22 protein-coding genes and 1 tRNA gene are annotated in these 19,097 nt (G+C 61.7%); 13 read left to right on the top strand and 10 right to left on the bottom strand.

All coding sequences use genetic code 11. The features are described 5' to 3' along the window. Window positions 1–12: 12 nt before the first annotated feature. Genes JL2886_RS02120 through JL2886_RS02110 form a run of 3 tightly spaced genes read right to left on the bottom strand, consistent with a single transcriptional unit; the run spans window position 13 to window position 3,049 of the window. Window positions 13–1,158 carry an ABC transporter permease gene (locus tag JL2886_RS02120; protein WP_065270505.1) on the bottom strand — a complete coding sequence of 382 codons (1,146 nt, stop codon included), beginning with the start codon at window positions 1,156–1,158 and terminating at the stop codon, window positions 13–15. After that, window positions 1,155–2,093, bottom strand: a complete 939-nt coding sequence (locus tag JL2886_RS02115) for an ABC transporter ATP-binding protein (protein ID WP_065270504.1) — start codon at window positions 2,091–2,093, stop codon at window positions 1,155–1,157. Before JL2886_RS02115 ends, JL2886_RS02120 begins: the two co-directional genes overlap by 4 nt. Beyond that, a complete protein-coding gene (locus JL2886_RS02110) occupies window positions 2,090–3,049 on the bottom strand; it encodes an HlyD family secretion protein (RefSeq protein ID WP_065270503.1) in 960 nt (319 codons plus the stop codon). Before JL2886_RS02110 ends, JL2886_RS02115 begins: the two co-directional genes overlap by 4 nt. 218 nt (window positions 3,050–3,267) lie before the next feature. On the opposite strand from JL2886_RS02110, the gene JL2886_RS02105 reads away from it, so the two are divergent. From JL2886_RS02105 to JL2886_RS02060, 10 genes are read left to right on the top strand one after another with little or no spacing between them, the layout of a single operon-like run. Then, window positions 3,268–4,143, top strand: coding sequence for a universal stress protein (locus tag JL2886_RS02105; RefSeq protein ID WP_133245339.1), 876 nt, complete (start codon window positions 3,268–3,270; stop codon window positions 4,141–4,143). Between the two features lies 1 nt (window position 4,144). Further along, window positions 4,145–5,599 (top strand): F0F1 ATP synthase subunit beta, encoded by a 1,455-nt coding sequence (atpD, locus tag JL2886_RS02100; protein WP_065270501.1) that lies wholly within the window; start codon window positions 4,145–4,147, stop codon window positions 5,597–5,599. Next, the gene (locus JL2886_RS02095; protein ID WP_065270500.1) at window positions 5,596–6,054 is read left to right on the top strand and encodes a hypothetical protein; all 459 of its coding nucleotides are present in this window, start codon (window positions 5,596–5,598) and stop codon (window positions 6,052–6,054) included. Before atpD ends, JL2886_RS02095 begins: the two co-directional genes overlap by 4 nt. Next, window positions 6,051–6,338 carry an AtpZ/AtpI family protein gene (locus JL2886_RS02090; protein ID WP_065270499.1) on the top strand — a complete coding sequence of 96 codons (288 nt, stop codon included), beginning with the start codon at window positions 6,051–6,053 and terminating at the stop codon, window positions 6,336–6,338. Before JL2886_RS02095 ends, JL2886_RS02090 begins: the two co-directional genes overlap by 4 nt. After that, window positions 6,335–6,622: an ATP synthase subunit I gene (locus JL2886_RS02085; RefSeq protein ID WP_082995969.1), complete on the top strand. Its 288-nt coding sequence runs from the start codon at window positions 6,335–6,337 to the stop codon at window positions 6,620–6,622. The genes JL2886_RS02090 and JL2886_RS02085 overlap by 4 nt, the downstream gene beginning before the upstream one ends. Further along, window positions 6,622–7,290, top strand: a complete 669-nt coding sequence (gene atpB / locus JL2886_RS02080) for a F0F1 ATP synthase subunit A (protein WP_065270497.1) — start codon at window positions 6,622–6,624, stop codon at window positions 7,288–7,290. Before JL2886_RS02085 ends, atpB begins: the two co-directional genes overlap by 1 nt. Before the next feature lie 13 nt (window positions 7,291–7,303). Continuing rightward, window positions 7,304–7,549: a F0F1 ATP synthase subunit C gene (locus tag JL2886_RS02075; protein ID WP_065270496.1), complete on the top strand. Its 246-nt coding sequence runs from the start codon at window positions 7,304–7,306 to the stop codon at window positions 7,547–7,549. A gap of 2 nt (window positions 7,550–7,551) precedes the next feature. Continuing rightward, window positions 7,552–8,286: a F0F1 ATP synthase subunit delta gene (locus tag JL2886_RS02070; protein WP_065270495.1), complete on the top strand. Its 735-nt coding sequence runs from the start codon at window positions 7,552–7,554 to the stop codon at window positions 8,284–8,286. A gap of 3 nt (window positions 8,287–8,289) precedes the next feature. After that, complete coding sequence (locus tag JL2886_RS02065; RefSeq protein WP_065270494.1) at window positions 8,290–9,834, top strand: F0F1 ATP synthase subunit alpha; 1,545 nt, start codon at window positions 8,290–8,292, stop codon at window positions 9,832–9,834. After that, a complete protein-coding gene (locus JL2886_RS02060; protein WP_165832657.1) occupies window positions 9,788–10,645 on the top strand; it encodes a F0F1 ATP synthase subunit gamma in 858 nt (285 codons plus the stop codon). The genes JL2886_RS02065 and JL2886_RS02060 overlap by 47 nt, the downstream gene beginning before the upstream one ends. A gap of 11 nt (window positions 10,646–10,656) precedes the next feature. On the opposite strand, the gene JL2886_RS02055 is transcribed toward JL2886_RS02060, so the two are convergent. From JL2886_RS02055 to JL2886_RS02040, 4 genes are all read right to left on the bottom strand, one after another. Next, complete coding sequence (locus tag JL2886_RS02055; RefSeq protein WP_065270492.1) at window positions 10,657–11,016, bottom strand: STAS/SEC14 domain-containing protein; 360 nt, start codon at window positions 11,014–11,016, stop codon at window positions 10,657–10,659. Window positions 11,017–11,086: 70 nt separating this feature from the next. Beyond that, a complete protein-coding gene (locus tag JL2886_RS02050) occupies window positions 11,087–12,466 on the bottom strand; it encodes an MBL fold metallo-hydrolase RNA specificity domain-containing protein (RefSeq protein ID WP_065270491.1) in 1,380 nt (459 codons plus the stop codon). A gap of 3 nt (window positions 12,467–12,469) precedes the next feature. Next, entirely contained in the window at window positions 12,470–13,303 is an 834-nt protein-coding gene (locus JL2886_RS02045; protein WP_237028408.1) for an LOG family protein, read from the bottom strand. 358 nt (window positions 13,304–13,661) lie between these two features. Then, window positions 13,662–13,751: transfer RNA gene (locus JL2886_RS02040), tRNA-Ser, on the bottom strand. A 336-nt stretch (window positions 13,752–14,087) separates the two neighbouring features. Here JL2886_RS02040 and dusA point away from each other — a divergent pair. Further along, window positions 14,088–15,083, top strand: coding sequence for a tRNA dihydrouridine(20/20a) synthase DusA (dusA, locus tag JL2886_RS02035; protein WP_274840675.1), 996 nt, complete (start codon window positions 14,088–14,090; stop codon window positions 15,081–15,083). A gap of 68 nt (window positions 15,084–15,151) precedes the next feature. Here the strand turns inward: dusA and JL2886_RS02030 are convergent, their stop codons facing one another. From JL2886_RS02030 to ccmI, 3 genes are read right to left on the bottom strand one after another with little or no spacing between them, the layout of a single operon-like run. Next, window positions 15,152–15,385: a DUF1289 domain-containing protein gene (locus JL2886_RS02030; protein ID WP_065273486.1), complete on the bottom strand. Its 234-nt coding sequence runs from the start codon at window positions 15,383–15,385 to the stop codon at window positions 15,152–15,154. 4 nt (window positions 15,386–15,389) lie between these two features. Then, on the bottom strand, window positions 15,390–15,863 hold the full coding sequence (gene ruvX, locus JL2886_RS02025) for a Holliday junction resolvase RuvX (RefSeq protein ID WP_065270489.1): 474 nt from the start codon (window positions 15,861–15,863) through the stop codon (window positions 15,390–15,392). After that, on the bottom strand, window positions 15,860–17,110 hold the full coding sequence (gene ccmI / locus JL2886_RS02020; RefSeq protein WP_065270488.1) for a c-type cytochrome biogenesis protein CcmI: 1,251 nt from the start codon (window positions 17,108–17,110) through the stop codon (window positions 15,860–15,862). Before ccmI ends, ruvX begins: the two co-directional genes overlap by 4 nt. Before the next feature lie 246 nt (window positions 17,111–17,356). Here ccmI and JL2886_RS02015 point away from each other — a divergent pair, with 246 nt between their 5' ends. Further along, window positions 17,357–18,601: a sarcosine oxidase subunit beta family protein gene (locus JL2886_RS02015; RefSeq protein WP_065270487.1), complete on the top strand. Its 1,245-nt coding sequence runs from the start codon at window positions 17,357–17,359 to the stop codon at window positions 18,599–18,601. Window positions 18,602–18,707: 106 nt separating this feature from the next. Then, a complete protein-coding gene (locus tag JL2886_RS02010; protein ID WP_065270486.1) occupies window positions 18,708–19,049 on the top strand; it encodes a sarcosine oxidase subunit delta in 342 nt (113 codons plus the stop codon). Window positions 19,050–19,097 lie beyond the last annotated feature (48 nt).

Here is a 19,097-nt window from a genome sequence, read left to right as displayed (position 1 = left end):
AAGCATCTGCATTCAATCAAGCCTTTTCCTGAACCGCAGCGATGCAATGGTCATTCCCAGCACCGCAAAGCCGATCAACCAGGCAGCGTCGGGCAGAACGTCGGCCAATCCGGCATCGCGTAGAAAGACGCCGCGGATGATCCGCAGAAAATGCGTGACCGGCAGCAGATCGGCCAGGCGCTGCGCGCCTTCCGGCATGCCCTCGTAGGGAAACATGAACCCCGACAAAAGGATCGAGGGCAGCAGCACGAAAATCGTCATCTGCATCGCCTGAAGCTGGTTCTTGGCAATCGTGGAGATGACCAGCCCAAGCGACAGACTCGCGATGATGAAAAGCAGGGTCACCACCAGCAAGGTCCAAACCGACGCGGTGGTGGTGACCGAAAACAAGGCCCATCCAAGCCCGAGGATGATGGTAACCTGTATCAGGCCGATCCCGACAAAGGGCACGATCTTCCCGATCATCAGCTCCAGCGGACGGATGGGGGTCGCGATGAGCATCTCCATATTGCCCCGTTCGGATTCGCGTACGATTGCCGCGGCGGTGAACATGATCATCGTCATCGTCAGGATGATCCCGACCAGGCCGGGCACGATATTGACCACGGTTCGTTGCTCGGGGTTGTAAAACAAGGCGACTTCAAAGGTGGGGGTGGGACGGGTCGATGGTTGGCGCAGCAGCGCCTCAAGCGGCATGGTGCGCAGGGACCGGATCGCGCCGGCCACCAGCGTGTCCGACCCATCCGCGATCCATTGGGCGACGGGGCGCGCGGTGGTGTCCGTTGCGCCCTGGGAAAACCGTGCGCCCACCGCCGGATTGCGGACAAGGCGCTGGCTGACGTCCTTCGGAATGATGAAGGCCGCTCGGACTTCGGCCCGCATGATCGCGCCTTCGGCCTCGGCCACCGTGGCGAACCGGCTTTCAAAGCGGACCACCTGGGTGGCTTCTACCATCTGCACCAGCGCGCGGCTGACGTCCGTATTGCTCTGATCGACGATGGCGGCGGGGATGTGGCGCACCTCCGTGTTGATCGCATAGCCGAACAGGACCAGCTGGATCAGCGGGATCATCACAATCATGCCAAAGGTCAGCCGGTCCCGACGCAGTTGCAGTAACTCCTTGCGGATGATGGCGAGGATATGCCGGTAGGAGATCACGCCGTCCTCTCCGCGACTCTTTCCCCTGTGGCCAGCACGAACACGTCCTCAAGGTTGGGGCGCGTGGGCTGCGTTTGGATCTCTGCAAACTCCGCAACGGCCGCCGCCACCGTCGCTTGCGGATCATCGGTTTCCGGGGCGACAAGCACACGCAGCCGCGATCCGACCTGCGCCACCGACAAAATACCTGTGGTGGTCGAAAGATGGCGGCGGACGGACCTCAGGTCCGGACCCGAGACTTCGATGACGCGCCCCTGCACGCGCGCCATCAGATCACGCGGCGCACCTTCAGCCCGTTTTCGCCCCTGATCCAGGATCGCGATCTGGTGGCAGCGTTCGGCTTCATCCATCAGGTGGGTGGACACGATAATCGTGGTTCCGCCCTCGACCAGATCAAACAGCTGTTCCCAGAAACTGCGCCGTGTTTCCGGATCGACCGCGGCAGTGGGCTCATCCAGAAACAACAACTCGGGCCGGTGCAGAACCGTCGCGGCCAGCGCAAGACGCTGGCGCTGCCCCCCGCTCATCTCACCGGCAAATTTATCGGCCTGCGCGGCCAGATCGTAGGTGTCGAGCAGTTCTTTGATCCGGGCGCGTTTTCGGCGGCCGCCGAAATCGTGGATATCGGCGATGAAGCCGAGGTTCTCCAGAACGGTCAGGTCGCGGTAATGCGTGAAACCCTGCGTCATATATCCGATGTGGCGTTTGAGCGGTTCTGCATTGCCCGGAAGCCGCGTACCCAGAACCAGAGCCTCACCGGCGGTGGGTTTCAGCAAACCAAGCAGCATGCGCATGGCGGTGGTCTTGCCCGATCCGTTTGGGCCCAGCAGGCCGTAGACTGTACCTTTGGTGATCTTCAGATCAACCTTGTCGACCGCCGTCTTGGTCCCGAACATGCGGGTCAGCCCATGGGTTTCCACGACAACTCCGCTCATGGCAGATAGGCCGTCACGGGCAATCCGACCGGAAGATCACCGGCCTGCGGTGGCATGTCCACTTCGGCCATATAGACAAGGCGGCTGCGCTGTTCCTTGTTCAAGGCGTAATAGGGCGTGAAGGCAGGCTCGGACTTGATCCAGCGAACCGTGCCGGAAAAGCGGCCCTCGATCCCATCGACCTCAACCTGCACTTCTGCGCCGATCTTGAGGCCTGCCCGGGCGGGTTCCGGAACATAGATCCGGGCAAAGGGTCGATCATCCGTCAACAGGATTGCCACCGGGCTGCCCATCGGCACGCGCTCTCCGAGGCTCCAGGGCAGGTTGTCGAGAATGCCATCACGGGATGCGACGATTGTGAGGTTCTGCAGCCGGATCTGCTCGGCAGCGACCTGCGCATCGGCTGCTCTCAGCTTGGCCTCGGCAATGCGAATGTCCTCTTCGCGCGCGCCGGTTTCGATTTCCAGCAAGGCCTGTTCGGCGCTTTGCAGTTCCGCCAGCGCGGCATTGCGCCGCGCGATGTCCTGATCAAGGCTGGCCTGCGTGATCGTCCCGCGTTTCAGCAACTGGCTGTTGCGCTCGACCGTACTCTGCGCCTCGTGATAGACGGCCCGGGTTCCATCGACCCGGGATTGTGCAATCGCGATTTCTTCCTCGCGCGCGCCGGTTTGCAGCCGCTCCAGATCGGCCTGCGCCTGCGCCCGGTTTGCCAGCGTCACATCAAGGTTGGCTTGCGCCAGCCTGTCATCAAGTTGGACTAGAACCGTCCCCGCCGTCACGCTCTGACCTTCAGCGACGGGCAACTCGGTTATGATCTCGTTGGCGGTCGCGGTGAGAGCAACGCGTTCGCGCGCAAGCACGCCCAGCGCCACATGCGTATCGGGTCCCTGACAAGACGGAATTAGAAAAGGCAGGGCGAAGAGCGCCCGTGTCGCCTGCACCATGAAACTCATCATTGCGATGCCGGTCTCCCCGTCATGACAGCCTCAGCCAGTCTGCACATGTTTTGAACGTCAGGTTCATAGGCGCGACCATAGGAACGGCGGCAGCTGCGATCCCTGATTTATGTCAAAGCGTAGGCGCAGGACCGCTTTATCGTCGGTCGGGAATTGGAGGCGATCCCAGCTTTTTGGTGGTCTCCTGGGAAAAGGCTGCGTCGGTAAAGGGACAAAACATGGCAATGCGGAACATCGTGATGCCGATTGCACCGGGGCGCTATGACCCGTCAAGCCTGCGCCGGGCCATCACCCTTGCCAAGCGTCTGCCCTGCCATCTGGACGTGGTCTTTCTGCTTCCGGACCCGAAAGAGACATTCATCTATACAGGCATTGAGCCGACCGAACAGGACGGTCCTTTGTCCGACATCCGAGACCGCATGGAAGATCACGGGCGCAGCGCGGCCGAGGCGTCGCGCCGGCTGTTTGCCAAGCTACGTAAGGAGGCCGGGTTGGAGCTGCGGCAAAAACCGTCGCTCGCGTCGACTGCCAGCGGCGCATGGCACCGGATCAAGGGGGAGCCGCAGGAGATGATCACCCCCCTGGCCAGACGCGCAGATGCGACGATCTTTACGCCTGAGACCGCTAGATACACTCTGATGGCGGATAATGTTCTGGAGGCTGCCTTGTTGCGGTCAGGGCGCCCGGTGCTCTATCTGCCGGGGGAAGACGGCCAGCAGGTAGATATATCCCGCGTCATGATTGCCTGGGATGGCAGCAGCGCCTGCGTGCGGGCGATCTCGGCCTGGCTCGCCAGTGGTTTGCCGTTGCAGGAGGTATTTCTCGTGCACGTGGCGGACCCGCATGAGGACCAGCCGAACAGCGACAGTATCCGCGACCATCTTGCCTGGCACGGTGTTCCCTGCACGGTCGAGACCCGCCGCAAGGGCGCCGAGCCCGTCGGTGCCGTGCTGGCAGAAGCCGCAGTCGATCTGCACTGCGGGCTGATCGTCATGGGTGGATATGGTCATTTCCGCAGCTGGGAGGCGATTTTCGGAGGGGTCACGCGCTATATGATACACCATGCCCAACGTTCTCTGTTTATGATGCATTGAGATGAGCGAGACCGTAGCAGATATCCAGACACCCTCGCCAAGCGACAGCACAGGCGCGCATGGGGCCGTCTCCCGCATTGACGGCTCCGTCATTGAGGTGCGCTTTGCAGAGGGCGATTTGCCAGAGATCAATAGCGCGCTTGAGGTACAGTGGGACCGCCCGAGCAAACTGCTGCTGGAGGTACAACAACACGCCGACCCGACCCATGTGCGCTGCGTTGCCATTCATGAAACGGCGGGGCTGGCTTGCGGAATGCCTGTCCTGGCGACCGGCAGCCCGATCACTGTGCCAGTTGGAGAGCAGGTGTTGGGCCGTATGATCAACGTGGTCGGAGAGACGATCGACAAGGGGCCGGACCTGCCCGAAAGCACGCCACGCCGCGGCATTCACCGGCGCGCACCGCTATTGTCGGTACAGAATGCAGGCACCGAGGTTTTTTCGAGCGGGATCAAGCTGATCGACCTTCTTGCCCCGCTTGCACGCGGCGGAAAGGCCGCCATGTTCGGTGGCGCCGGGGTTGGCAAGACTGTTCTGATCATGGAACTGATCCGCTCCATCGCTGACCGTTACAAGGGGCAATCGGTCTTTGCCGGGGTTGGGGAGCGGTCCCGCGAGGGACATGAGCTGTGGCTCGACCTCAAACGCTCCGGCGTGATCGACAGAACGGTTCTGGTCTTTGGTCAGATGAACGAGCCACCCGGTGCGCGCTGGCGCGTGGCGCTCTCTGCCCTCACCGTTGCCGAGTATTTCCGAGATGAAATGGCGCAGGACGTCTTGTTCCTGATCGACAATGTTTTTCGCTTTGTTCAGGCCGGTTCAGAGGTCTCGGGCCTGCTGGGGCGTTTGCCGTCGCGCGTGGGCTATCAGCCAACGCTGGCGACGGAAATCGCAGAGCTGGAGGAACGGATTGCCTCGGTCCGCAGCGCAGCGGTTACCTCGATCCAGGCGGTTTATGTTCCGGCAGATGATTTCACCGATCCGGCGGTCGCGGAAACCTTCACCCATCTCGACAGTGCTATCGTGCTCAGCCGGGACATGGCCAGCGAAGGTCTGTATCCCGCGATTGATCCGCTCGCCTCAAGCTCATCGCTCCACGATCCCCTGATTATCGGTCAGCGCCACTATGATACTGCCGAGCGGGTGCGGCGCCTGATCGAGCAGTACAGGGAACTGCAGGAGATCATCTCGCTGCTCGGGATCGACGACCTGAGCGCGACGGACCGGCAGGCCGTCGGGCGCGCGCGGCGTCTGATCCGGTTCATGACGCAGCCGTTTGTCGTGACCTCACAATTTACCGGACGGGCCGGGGTCTCGGTCAGTCTTGAAGACACGCTGACCGGATGCGAGGCCATTCTGGACGGCGAGACCGACGATTGGGACGAAAGCGCGCTTTATATGGTGGGCACGCTGGAAGACGCCCGGGCGGCGCAAGCCAAGTTGCGGCAGAGCACATGAAACTTGTCGTCGCCACCCCTAGGGAGATTGTCGAGGAGGTCGATGACATCGTCTCGGTCCGTGCAAACGACGATACCGGCGCTTTTGGCATCCAGCCCGGACATGCGGATTTCCTGACGGTCCTGCCAATTTCGGTTGTCAGCTGGCGGACCAAGACGCGTTCCGGAGTGGTTGTCATTCGGGGCGGTATCCTCACGGTGCAGGGCGGGAGCAGGATCGACATCGCCGCCCGCGGCGCCTGGCGCGAGGATCAGCTTTCCGATCTCGGGTCCAGCGCGATTGCGGAATTGCAGCGCGAGGACAGCGACGAAGATGTGACGCGCAAATCCGAACACCGCCTGCATCTGGCCACGATGCGCCAGATCGAACGGTTGCTGCGGGGCGCGCGCAAGGAGACGACCACGCCACGACTGGACGCCGGGGCCAGCCCGGGGGCAGGGGAGGCGCGATCATGAGCGATCCGGACAACAACGAACGCGATGAAATGCTGAAGGTCATCCGCACAACCCAGGACCGGCGCCAGAAATGGCAGGAGGAGGGCGAACGTCCCCTGTGGAAGAACCTTTCGATGATCGGCGCGCTGGGCTGGCTCATCGTCGCGCCAACGCTGCTCGGCGTTTTTTTGGGCCGGTGGCTTGATAGTAAGCTGGGCACCGGTGTTACCTTCAGCGGCGCCCTGACATTTGCGGGCGCCTGTTTCGGCTTTTTCCTTGCATGGCACAGGATGAATGAGAAATGACATTATACCTTTTGTTGAGCCAATTCCTGAACCTGCTTCCCTGGCTGCTTGCGGGCCTCGTCCTGGGGGCTGTCTATTTTGTCCTTTTGGGGCGCACGGTTGCGGCAATCGAAGCCGATGCGGGATGGCGCCGCGCGGCGGTGTTCGTTGTCCTGCGGCTGGTGCTGGCAACCGGGGTGTTCGCCCTGGCGGCCTTGCAGGGCACGGCGCCGCTGATCCTGACGCTGCTGGGGTTCATCGCGGCGCGCATGATCGCCATCCGGCGGGTCAAAGGACAAGGCTGATGGACGCGAGCCCGCTGCTGCCCGATATCCTGTTTCACATCGGCCCGGTGCCGATCAGCCGCGCCGTGGTCACGACCTGGGCGTTGATGCTGGCCATGGCAGCGTTCCTGGGCATCGCCTTGCGCAAACCCGCCCATGATGCCGGCCCTGTTCAGGCGGCGCTCGAAGTTGTGCTGCTCGCCATCGTGAAACAGCTGCGCGAGATCCTCGGGCGTGATCCCTGGCCCTTCCTGCCGCTGCTTGGGTCACTATTTCTGTTCCTCTGCCTTGCCAATCTTGCGGCTGTGCTGCCCGGTGCCACACCGCCCACCGGACATATTGAGACGCCCGCCGCGCTGGCGTTGATCGTCTTCCTGTCGGTGCATTTCTACGGTCTGAAGATTCGCGGCACGGGGCCATATCTGCGGCACTATCTGGAGCCGAGCCCGCTTCTTCTGCCGCTGAATATCCTGTCGGAGCTGACGCGGACCTTTTCGCTGATGATCCGCCTGTTCGGCAACATGATGAGCCACGAGTTCGTCTTGGCCATCGTGGTGTTTCTGACCGGCCTACTGGTTCCGGTCCCGTTTTTGCTGCTCGGGATCCTGATCGGGATAATCCAGGCCTACATCTTCACCGTTCTCGCCGCCGTCTACATCGCTGCCGCTGTCGGCGCGGTCGAGACATAAGGAAAGGGAAATCATGGACTATATCGAACATGTCAGCGTCATCGGAGCGGCAGTCGCCGTGTCATTCGGTGCGATCATGCCCGCCTATAGCGAGGGGCGTGCCATCGCTGCGGCGATGGAGGCAATTTCCCGGCAACCAGAGGCCGCCGCGACATTATCGCGGACGCTGTTTGTTGGCCTCGCCATGATCGAAACCATGGCGATCTACTGTCTCGTCATCGCGCTGCTGCTTCTTTACGCCAATCCGTTTGTGGGCTGAGAATGCAGATCGACTGGTGGACACTGGGACTTCAGACTGTCAATTTCCTGATCGTCATCTGGCTTCTGAGCCGGTTTCTTTATCGTCCGATCCGCAGGATCATCCAAGAGCGTGAAGCGGCGGACAAGGCCGCAAGCGATGCGGCCAAGGACCAACTGGAAGAAGCGCAGGCCGTCCGGCGCACCTATGAGGACAAGACTGCGCAGCTTGCCGCAGAGCGGCAGGAACGGGAAGCCGACTTTCACAAATCCCTAGAGGCCGAAAGGGATAAACGCCTTGAGGCGGCGCGCAAAGAGGCAGCGCAGCTGCTGACAGACGCGCGTGCAAAAATCGAAGAGGACAAACATCAGGCGCTGCAATCGCTCAAGCAGCAGATTGAGGCGCTTGCGACAGATCTGGCGCGGGTGGCGCTTCGTGGTCCCTGTACAGTTCCGGAAACCCTTGCGCAGGTTCAGGCCCATCTTGACGGTCTGGCACAGGGCGATCTCGACACGCTCAAGGTCGACCTGCAGGCCAAGGATGCTGCAATGACCGTGGTGATGGCTCATGGCCTCTCGGATGAGGAGAAGGCGGCCTGGAATGCCTGCCTGTCCAAGTATTTCGGGGCGGACGTAGCCGTGGTTTTCACTGAAAAGGCCGAGATCCTTGGTGGGGCGGAATTGCATTTCCCACATGCCGTCCTGCGGTTTTCCGTGGCCGACCGGCTGAAACGCGCCGCGCAGTCGCTGGAGGTCTGAGCCATGGTTCTGGAAACCCCGCTTTCTGATTGGATATCCGGCGCCCGCGACCGGCTGGAGCAGACCCGTCTTGCGCCTGAGCTGGAGCAGGTCGGACGCGTAGAGCAGATCGGGGACGGTGTCGCGCATGTTTCGGGATTGGGGCAGACGCGTCTTGATGAGCTTTTGCGTTTTGAGGATGGCAGCATGGGAATGGCGATGACTATCGCCGAAGACAGCCTGGGCTGCGTGCTGTTGTCGCCCTACGAGGAAATCACCGCAGGCAGCCGGGTCTTCAACACCGGGACTATCGCACGGGTTCCGGTTGGCGATGGGCTGCTGGGGCGTATCATATCACCGCTTGGAGAACCTCTGGATGGTGGGCCGCCGGTTGTCGCGGCGCGGTATGATCCGATCGAAAAACCTGCGCCTGGCATCGTTGATCGTGATCTTGTCACCGAACCCTTGCTGACAGGCCTGACTGTGGTCGACGCGATGATCCCCCTTGGGCGGGGGCAGCGTCAGCTCATCATCGGGGACCGGAAGACGGGGAAGACCTCGATCGCGGTCGATACGATCATCAATCAGCGCGACACCGATGTCGTCTGCATCTACGCCTCCATCGGGCAGAAAAGCTCGACCGTGTCGCGCGTGGTCGAATCCATCCGCGCGCATGGGGCCATTGATCGCTGCATCTTCGTTGTGGGGGCCGCTGATGCCGCGCCCGGGGCGCAGTGGATCACCCCCTTTGCGGCCTGTAGCATCGCCGAATATTTTCGCGACCGGGGCCAGCATGCGCTGCTGGTGATGGACGACCTGACCAAACATGCGATGGTCTACCGACAATTGTCGCTTCTGCTGCGCAAGCCCCCGGGGCGCGAGGCCTATCCCGGCGATGTCTTCTACCTGCATTCGCGTTTGCTGGAACGGGCTGCGAAACTGGCGCCCGATCTTGGTGGCGGCTCGCTGACGGCCCTGCCGATTGCGGAAACGCAGGCCGAGAACCTGACCGCCTATATTCCCACCAACCTGATCTCGATCACCGATGGGCAGATCATCGTGGGGCAGAAACTGTTCTATGAGGGGCAAAAGCCCGCGGTGAACGTCGGATTGAGTGTCAGTCGCGTCGGTGGCGCCACGCAGGCCAAGGCGATCAAGTCTCTCGCCCAATCGCTGAAGCTGGACTACGCGCAATACCTTGAGCTGGAAATCTTCACCCGTTTTGGTGCGATGGTGGATGACAAGACTGCCAGAACCATCGCTCATGGCCGTCGGTTAAGGGCGATCCTCGCGCAGCCCGAGTACCAGCCCTTGCCGCTTTCGCTGCAGGTTGCCCTGCTGCTGGCCATATCCGACGGCATGCTGGATGAGATGCCGCTGCCGGATATTCCCAAGTTTCGGGAGATGCTGGCGCAGCGCCTGCCAAGCCAGCGCCCCAATGTGGTGGCCGAAATAGACAAAACGCATGCGCTTTCTGATGAGGCGCGCGATGCGCTGCGTGAGTTCGCGCGGTCCTGCGCGGATGAGTTCAACCGCATCCACCGCGCTGAGGGCGCGTCAGGTGGTTGAACTTGCCCGCATAGAGGCCCGGCTCGAAAGCCTCGGGCAGCTTGGCGTTCTGGTCACGGCGATGCGATCCATGGCGGCTGTGCGGGCACGCGAAGCTCAGGATGCGCTGATCGGCACACAGGCTTTCTGTGCCACGGTGGACCGCGCGATCGCGAGCCTCAGCCAATTGCCCGGGCGCAAGACACCAGACGAGACTGGCGCGCCAGTCCTGCTGGTGATCACCTCGGAAAACGGATTCGTGGGCGGCTTCAACACGCGCATCATGGAGCATGTGCAAGAGATCCGCATGCCAGAAGAGAGGCTTGTGCTGATCGGGCGGCGCGGTCAGATCCTGGCGGGCGAGATGCACATGCAGCCGGAGATTGCGCTGCCGATGACTTCGCGAGTGAGCGGTGTGACGCAACTTGCGCGGCGGGCGACCAACCGGTTGATGGGGGCGACACACGCGCGGGTGGTCTTTGCCCAGCATGAGAAAAGCGGCACCTACGCGGTCGTGCATCGCTCTGTCCTGCCGCTCGCGGCAGATCCCCCGCAGAATGCCGCTGCTGCGCCGCCGTTGCACCATTTGCCCACGCCAGAGCTGCTGGACCGGCTCGCGGGGGAATATCTCTTTGCCAAGATCGCCCATGCATTGATGGAAAGCCTTGCCTGTGAAAACAATGTGCGGCTGCTGACCATGGATGCGGCGACGCGCAATATCGACTCCCGTTTCGACAAGTTGCGCAGAGAGGAACGGCAGGCCCTGCAGGAGCAGACGACATCGGACATGCTCGATGTCATCGTTGGCTCCGAGGCGGTCGAAGGCAAATAACGCCCACAGGGTTAAGCCCGCACCCAAGCCCAGGCGGCATCAAGCGCATCGCCATCGAACACCTTGACCTCGCCCTTCATCAGGAACGCGCTGAGCTTGAGGCACCAGACGACCCAATCGGGCGCGCCGACAAGGGCGAGACGTTCAAAATCCGAGGCATGCTTTAGCCCGAAAGACATGTCGTCCCAGGCGGCCCTGATATCCCACCCTTCAAAACCGCTGTCCGCGAAGAACAGGAGGCGCAGTTTGCCGTAGGTGTCAAAACGCGCTTCGAGTTCGGGCAACAAAGTGGTGTAGTCCTCTTCGTGCAAAAGCCCGGAGGCCCGTATACCGACGACGGGCCCTTCGCTTTCGTTCATGATTTTGAGCATCGTCCTGCGGTCCTTTCTGTTTACCTATGCGTGGCGGGTATCACCGAAAGCCGTTTCCCCCGACGCGCCGTCAGATTTCGAAACTCTGGTGCATGGTCGGAAACTCGATCCGCTCCGATTTAAGGCCCTTTGCAAAGGTTTTTCGTGCGTCTTCTTCCCCGTGGATCAGGAAGGTAATGTCGGGCGTGCGGTTCTTTTCATGCCAGGCGCGCAGTTCCTTTTTGCCTGCATGGGCGGAAAATCCGTTGATCGTGTGGATGCGAGCCCGGACCGGGATGTGATCGCCGAACAGTTTCACCGACTGAGCGCCGTCGATGATGATACGCGCCAACGTGCCCTCGGCAGCGAAGCCGACGAAAATAACACTGCATTCTTCGTGGGCGAGGTTGTGCCTCAGGTGTTGCCGGACGCGCCCCCCCGTGCACATGCCCGACCCCGCCATGATCACCGCGCCAGAGTGTATGTGGTTGAGCTGCATCGATTCTGCCGTCTCACGCGTGAATTCCAACTCGGGCAGTGAAAAGGGATCTTGCCCCGACCGGATCTGCTCCGCGATTTCGCGGGTCATCGCCTCGGGATGGTTGCGAAAGATCTTTGTGGCCGAAATCGCCATCGGGGAGTCGAGAAATACCCTCAAATCCTGTGGCAGGATATCCCGTTTGATGCCTTCATTCATGAAGAAGAGCAGCTCCTGCGCCCGCTCCAGGGCAAAGGTTGGAATGATGACATTGCCGCCCCGTGCCTGCGTATCAGAGATGGCTTCGAGCAATTCATCCACCGAGGCCTCAAGCGAGCGGTGATTGCGATCGCCATAGGTGGTCTCCATCACGATGATATCCGCATCACCCGGCGGCTGAGCATTACTCAGGAACGGCCTGTCCGATGGGCCGATATCGCCCGAGAACAGGATGCGGCGATTGCGCCCGTCCTCGGTGACGCTAAGCAGGATGCTGGCCGAGCCGAGGATATGGCCCGCCTCATAGAAGATGGCGCTTGCGTCGTGCCCGAGGCGGATGGGCACGCCGTAGTCAGCGATGCGATTGAAGTGGTCAAAGCTCATGACCGCGTCGAGCGTGTCATAGAGCGGCTGATGTTTGTGCCCTTTCTCGGAGTGCCGTTGCCGCCGACGCGCCTCTTCTTCGTGAAGATGCGCGGAATCGAGGATGACCAGCCGGGCCAGATCCCGGGTTGCGGCAGTACAGATGATGTCGCCCCGGAAGCCCCGGTTCACCAGCAGTGGAATGCGTCCGCAATGATCCAGATGCGCATGGGTAAGCAGCAGGACGTCGATAGAGGCAGGGTCGAAGCCGAAGTCGCCGACATTCTCTTCCTTGAGTTCGTGGCCGCCCTGAAACATGCCGCAATCCACCAGGATCTTGAGGTTGCCAACCGTCACCAGATGGCAGGACCCGGTGACAGTACCAGCGGCGCCGTGAAACGAAATTTGCATCCTCTATTCCTCCTGTTCGACGATGGATTTTCCGGCACGGGCGTACCAGCGTTGGATGTCCTCCCAGATTTCCTCGGCCGTTTCGGCGAACCAGAAAAGGTCCCGGTCCTCGGGGGCGATGACACCCTCGTCGACCAAAAATTCGGGATCAAAGGCGCCGCGCCAGTAGTCTTCTCCGACCAGGATAAGGGGCATCGGCGCGATCTTACGGGTCTGGATCAGGGTGAGGGCCTCAAAGAACTCATCAAGCGTGCCATAGCCGCCCGGAAAGATCACCAGGGCTCGTGCCCGGAGCAGGAAATGGAGCTTTCTGATCGCGAAATAGTGGAACCGGAAACAAAATCCGGGGGTCAGATAGGGGTTTGGGAACTGCTCGTGCGGCAGGGTAATGTTCAGTCCCACGGTTGTTGCGTCCATATCATGCGCACCGCGGTTTGCGGCTTCCATCAGGCCCGGCCCTCCGCCCGTAACCAGTGCCAGCTTGTCGCCGTTCGTTTGCTCTTGTGCCCCGACGATGCGTCCGAATTCACGCGCAACCTCGTAATAGTGGCTTTTGTCCAGTAGACGCCTTGCGATCCTCAGATCGCGTTCGAGGCCCGAAGGCCAGTGCTCTGAAGGACCGTTCTGAACCGCCTCGAGCTCTGCCACCTTGCGCTGGGCGGCTTTCGGCTCCGGGATCCGGGTGCTTCCGAAGACCACAATGGAGTGTTTGATCCGATGGTGCTCAAGGAGCCGCTCTGCCTTGAGATAGTCCAACTGCAGCCGGACGCCGCGGGTGTCTTCACTTTGCAGGTAATCGATGTCCTCGTCCGCGCGCCTGTACTCTGGTGACCTCATGATCGCCTGGACCAGAGACAGAGCCTCCGGATCTTCATGAGAGGGCTTCGGGGTCTTCCAAGGCAGGTCCGTTTGCCGCCGCTCGGGGTGCGCCGGCTCCGGTTTATGCGATTGTTTCGATCTGTGTTTCACCCTGTGCCTCCGCAGGGCGCCCGCTCTGTCGGGCGCTGGGGCATTATCGCAGCCCACAGGTCCAGCACGTTGACAAAGATCAATGGCGTGGAGCGTTCGTGTGACCGCTCCTTTAGCCATGGAGACGTAGACGCCCGGCGCTGGGCCACGCCCACATGGTCGCCTGAAATGGCAACGAAATCCAGCCACAACCGGTTCTGAAAATTTAGCATCTAAGGGGGGGGTATGGCGGAGAGACAGGGATTCGAACCCTGGAGACGGTTTCCCGCCTACACACTTTCCAGGCGTGCGCCTTCGACCACTCGGCCACCTCTCCGTGAGGCGCACTTCTGATGTATTTCGGGGGGGATTGCAAGACCATTTTCGGCAAAAAATCCAATGTTTTTCGAGGGGAGAAATGTCCGGTTCTAAGGTCCTTCAGGATGGCCTGTCTGCAATGCTCGCAGTGGGCAATTCCTGCCTTGTTCGGGGCGGTTATTCGCCGCGAAATCTGGTTTGGGGCAGGGGGGCGACGTTCACGGCGCTGGGGGATTCCCGTGGCTCCCTGTTGCCTCCGGTGAAATGTGCTACACCCCAGCCCTGTCGAATCGCGTACGACTGGGCACCCCGGCCTGCGCCGAAGGCAGGCCGTATTGAGGATGGAGCCAAGGCTGTGAATACCAAGCTGGAACAAGCCGCGCGCCTGAGCGTGGCGCCGATGATGGACTGGACCGACAGGCACTGTCGTTACCTGCATCGCCTGTTGAGCCGTGAGACACTCCTATACACAGAAATGGTCACCGCACCTGCGCTGGTGCGGGGTGGGGCCTTGCATCTGCTGGCCTTCAATCCCGAGGAGCACCCGGTGGCGCTGCAGCTGGGCGGGTCCGAGCCGCAGGAACTGGCCGAGGCCGCGCGGCTTGGCGAAGAGGCGGGCTATGATGAGGTGAACCTCAATTGCGGTTGTCCCAGCGATAGGGTGCAATCCGGTGCCTTCGGGGCGGTTCTGATGCAAACGCCGGATCTGGTGGCGGAGTGCGTGGCGGCCATGCGCGGTAAGGTGCAGGTCGATGTCACCGTGAAATGCCGCATCGGCGTTGATGAGCAGGAACCGCAGGACATCCTGCCGGTGTTTCTGGAGAAAATTCGCGCTGCGGGTTGCCGACGCGTGACGATCCACGCGCGCAAAGCCTGGTTGCAAGGGCTGTCACCCAAGGAAAACAGGGATATCCCGCCGCTAGATTACGATCTGGTGCATCAGATGAAGGCGGCGTTTCCCGATCTGCATATCTCACTGAACGGTGGCATTGCCTCCCTGGACGCGGCGCGGGAACATCTGGACCGGGGTCTTGATGGTGTCATGGTCGGACGCGCGGCCTATCACCAGCCCGCCGATATTCTGTCGGCTGCCGACCCGGTGATCTATGGCACCGGCGAGCCGCGCGACGCATCCGCCGTGGTGCATGAGATGCTTCCCTATATCGAGCGGCAGTTGAGCGATGGCGCGCGGCTGCATCAGATTACCCGACATATGCTGGGTCTTTTTGCCGGTAAACCCGGCGCGCGTGCATGGCGGCGGATCCTCTCCGAGAGGGCGAACCGTCCGGGGGCCGGTCCTGATTTGGTGTTGGAAGCGCTGTCACAGGTGGCAGAGCGCTCTGCCGCCTGAGGCATCCGTCAGCAGGAGACCGGTGAACCATCAATCCTGTGCTGACTGACCGCTGTACGCGGGCGGCGTTATTTGCGCTCCAGCCGGGCAGCGCGACCGCCACGGCGTTTGGTCAGCCCGGCGGCACGCCCCGGCAGTTCTTCCATCACCGCAGCGCGTTCATCATTGCTCATCCGAGACCACTGGGTAATTTCGTCAATCGAGCGGTAGCAGCCGGTACAGATCCGCTCTGCGGGGTGAACCACACAGATCTTGATGCAAGGCGACTGAATTTCGTCGCGTTTCCAGACCTTGTCGCTCATGCCGTCATCCATTGCCCAAATGCCTCATCCGATCCAGCGCTCCCTGCAGGATATAGGAGGCGGCGACATGGTCGATCACCTCGGAGCGGCGTTTGCGGGACGTATCCGCCTCCAGCAGGGCTTTTTCTGCGGCAACTGTACTCAGCCTTTCGTCCCAGAAGCCGATCGGCAGTTCGGTCAGTCGCGTCAGGTTGCGGGCAAAGGCGCGGGTGGATTGGCAGCGAGCTCCTTCGCTGCCATCCATATTGCGCGGCAGGCCGAGCAGGATGCCGCCCACCTCGCGTTCCTTGATGATCTCCAGCAGGCGCGCACTGTCGAGGGTGAACTTCTTGCGCCGGATGGTTTCCAGCGGTGTGGCCACCGCGCCGATCCGGTCCGAGACGGCAACCCCGATGGTTTTCTCGCCCAGATCCAGCCCGACCAGCGCAGAGTAAGAGGGCAGGGCGGCGGCGAATTCTTCAAAGGTATCAAGGATCATTCTGACACCCCTGCCTGACGGGCGGCGTCGTTGATCATGTCAAGCGCGGCGGCGTCCCCGGCAAAGGTCTGGCGGGCTTCGTCATAGATGACGCGGGCCTGATCCAGATCGCCAAGCACCCCCAGCGCCCCGATCAGACGGGACCATTCCTGAACCGTGCCACCTTCGGTCGCGAGCCTGTCCGACAGGCGAGCCACCATGCCGCGGATCATCTCGGCCCGGTCGGCTTCGCTCATCTCGGCGGCGTTTTCCACGTCCGCCGCATCTGGGCCGGGCATGGCGCCAGCAAAGGGCGGGGTCGGCGCGCCTTTGGGCTGGATCGGCTGATAATCGACCCCGGCGCGCACGGCCATCTCTTCGATCTGGCTTTGAATGCCGCGGACCCAGGGATCATCGGCATTGCCCTTGCGCAGGGTTTCCGCCCAGATCTGGTAGGAGAGGTCAGGCCGTCCCACCTGTCCCAGCATCAACCCGTAGTAATAGCGTGCCGGTCCGTTTTCCGGGTCCAGTCGCAGCGTCTGGCTTAGCGCCTTTTCCGCTTCGGGAGAGACATAGCCACCGGCTGCCATGATCATCAGCTCGGCCAGCTCGCCGAAATCGGCGGCTTCCACATCGCCGGACATGATGTTGATATACTTTTCCTTGGCCTGATAGGCCGCGATGAAATTGCCGAGGTTCGCTTCGTGCTGTACCAGCAGGGCCTGACCCTGAGCGTCGTCTTCACGCTTGGCCACGGTCTGGCGCAGTTGATCGACGAGCTGACGGTAGCTGTCTTCGACTTCGGGCGCCGGGAAAGGCGGCACCTGGGCTTCAGCTTCGCCCTGGCTGGGGCGGCTGTCGGCGCGCTCCTGCGCCATGGCGATGCGGCTCTTGAGGCTGAGGTCACCATAGCCTGGTGCGCCCAGCGTCGCGTATATCGCCAGTGTTCCGCCACAGATCCCCAGAACGATGATCACCGCCACCGCGCGGGTCGCCATCCGGGGTTGCCGCGCGCCTTCGGTCTGTTCCTGCAGTTGCGCATCGGCGGCCAGAATGCGGCGGGAGACCTCGGTGCGGATACGGCCGGCGTCGGCTTCGTTGATCACGCCACGGGCCAGATCCTTGTCCACGTCGCGCAATTGCTGGCGATAGACGCGCAGGTCATAGGCCGCAGGCGGCTCTCCCGTTGCGCGGCTGCGCAACAGAACCAATGCCATCAATCCGGCGATGGCCAAGGCCATGAATGCGATGAGGATCCAGAAAACCATGCTTACTCCGATGTTTGATCTCCATCTATATCTCCGCAGGCGCGGAAAAAAGACCTAACTGCTGCGTCACCCTGTCGTGCCCAGTAAGTGGGGCGGTCGTCGGGCTGGGCAGACCCCGTGCGGCAAGGTCGCAGACGTGGTACAAAGGTGATGTCGCAACTATGCACAAATGCGACGATAAACGGCACGGCCCTGAACCGCCCCTCGGGCATACCCAAGAACAGACACGCATCATCGGATTCGCTCATGAAACGCTATTCAGCCTTTGCAGTCGCGCGGGAGGCCCTGCGCTACCACACCGGATGGGAACGCGCCTGGCGCGCCCCCGAGCCCAAACGCCACTATGATGTGATCATCGTCGGCGCGGGCGGGCACGGCCTTGCCACGGCCTATTACCTTGGCAAGAATTTCGGCATCACCAATGTGGCGGTGCTGGAAAAGGGCTGGCTGGGCGGCGGCAACACCGGGCGCAACACCACCATCATCCGCTCGAACTACCTGCAAGATCCGTCGGCGGCGATCTATGAAAAGGCGCGTTCCCTATACGAGGATATGAGCCAGGATCTGAACTATAACGTCATGTTTTCTCCGCGCGGCGTCATCATGCTGGCCCAGACCGAGCATGAGGTGCGCGGCTACAAGCGCACGGCCCATGCCAACGCGCTGCAGGGCGTGTCTACCGAGTGGATCGAACCCGCGCGCGTCAAGGAACTGGTGCCGATCATCAACCTTGAAGGGCCGCGTTACCCTGTGCTGGGTGGCCTGTGGCAGGAGCGCGGCGGCACCGCGCGTCACGATGCGGTGGCCTGGGGCTATGCCCGGGCGTGTTCGGCCATGGGCATGGACATCATCCAGCAATGTGAAGTCACCGGCGTGCGCACTGAAGGCGGCCGGGTCATCGGTGTCGACACCAGTAAGGGCGCGATCGATTGCGATAAGCTGGGCATGGTGGTTGCAGGCAACTGTTCGCACCTTTCCCAGATGGCGGGCTTCCGCCTGCCGGTCGAAAGCGTGGCGCTGCAGGCGCTGGTCTCTGAACCGATCAAACCCTGCATGGATGTGGTCGTCATGGCCAACACCGTGCACGGCTACATGAGCCAGTCCGACAAGGGCGAGATGGTGATTGGTGGCGGTACCGATGGCTACAACAATTACACCCAGCGCGGGTCCTTCCACCACATCGAGGAAACCGTGCGTGCGCTGAACGAAACCTTCCCGATGGTGTCGCGCCTGAAGATGCTGCGCCAGTGGGGCGGTATCGTGGATGTCACCGGCGACCGCTCGCCCATCATCTCGAAAACGCCGGTGCAAAACTGTTTCGTCAACGCAGGCTGGGGCACCGGCGGCTTCAAGGCGATCCCGGGATCTGGCTGGGCCATGGCCGAGCTGATGGCAACCGGCCATTCGCCGCTGGCCGAGGAATTTTCCATGATGCGCTTCAAGGAAGGCAAATTCATCGACGAGAGCGTCGCAGCCGGGGTGGCGCACTGATGGTTGCTTCCCTTCGTTCATCCAATGTGACGCCCTGCGTCGCATCGTGCCCGATCCCCGCCCTCGGTTCGGGGGCAGTAGACCAGACCAAACCGGAGCATGGCCCATGCTGATCCTTGAATGCCCCTATTGCGGCGTCAAAGCCGAAGAAACCGAACTGCACGGTGGCGGTGAGGCGCATCTGACGCGCTTTGGTCCCGGCTCCTCGGATGATGAGTTCCATGATTATCTGTTCATGCGGGAAAATCCCAAAGGCGTGCATTTCGAACGCTGGCGGCACGTCAATGGCTGCGGCAAGTGGTTCCACGCGGCCCGCTGCACCATGACGCTTGAGGTTTTTGGCACCTATTCGGCGCAAACCACCGAGCCGCCGCAGGAAATCCGCGACGCGATCACCGCCAAACGCCCCGGCTGGAGCTGGCGCGAGTTTTCGGATGCCAGGTCATGACAGACGCACTTCGTCGCACAGACCGACCGCAGCCGGGCGTGGCCCGTT

The organism is Phaeobacter gallaeciensis, assembly GCF_001678945.1.
GTDB classification, from domain to species: domain Bacteria; phylum Pseudomonadota; class Alphaproteobacteria; order Rhodobacterales; family Rhodobacteraceae; genus Phycobacter; species Phycobacter gallaeciensis_A.
Note: the sequence above shows the minus strand (reverse complement) of the source record. Positions and strands in the feature narration are given on the sequence as shown.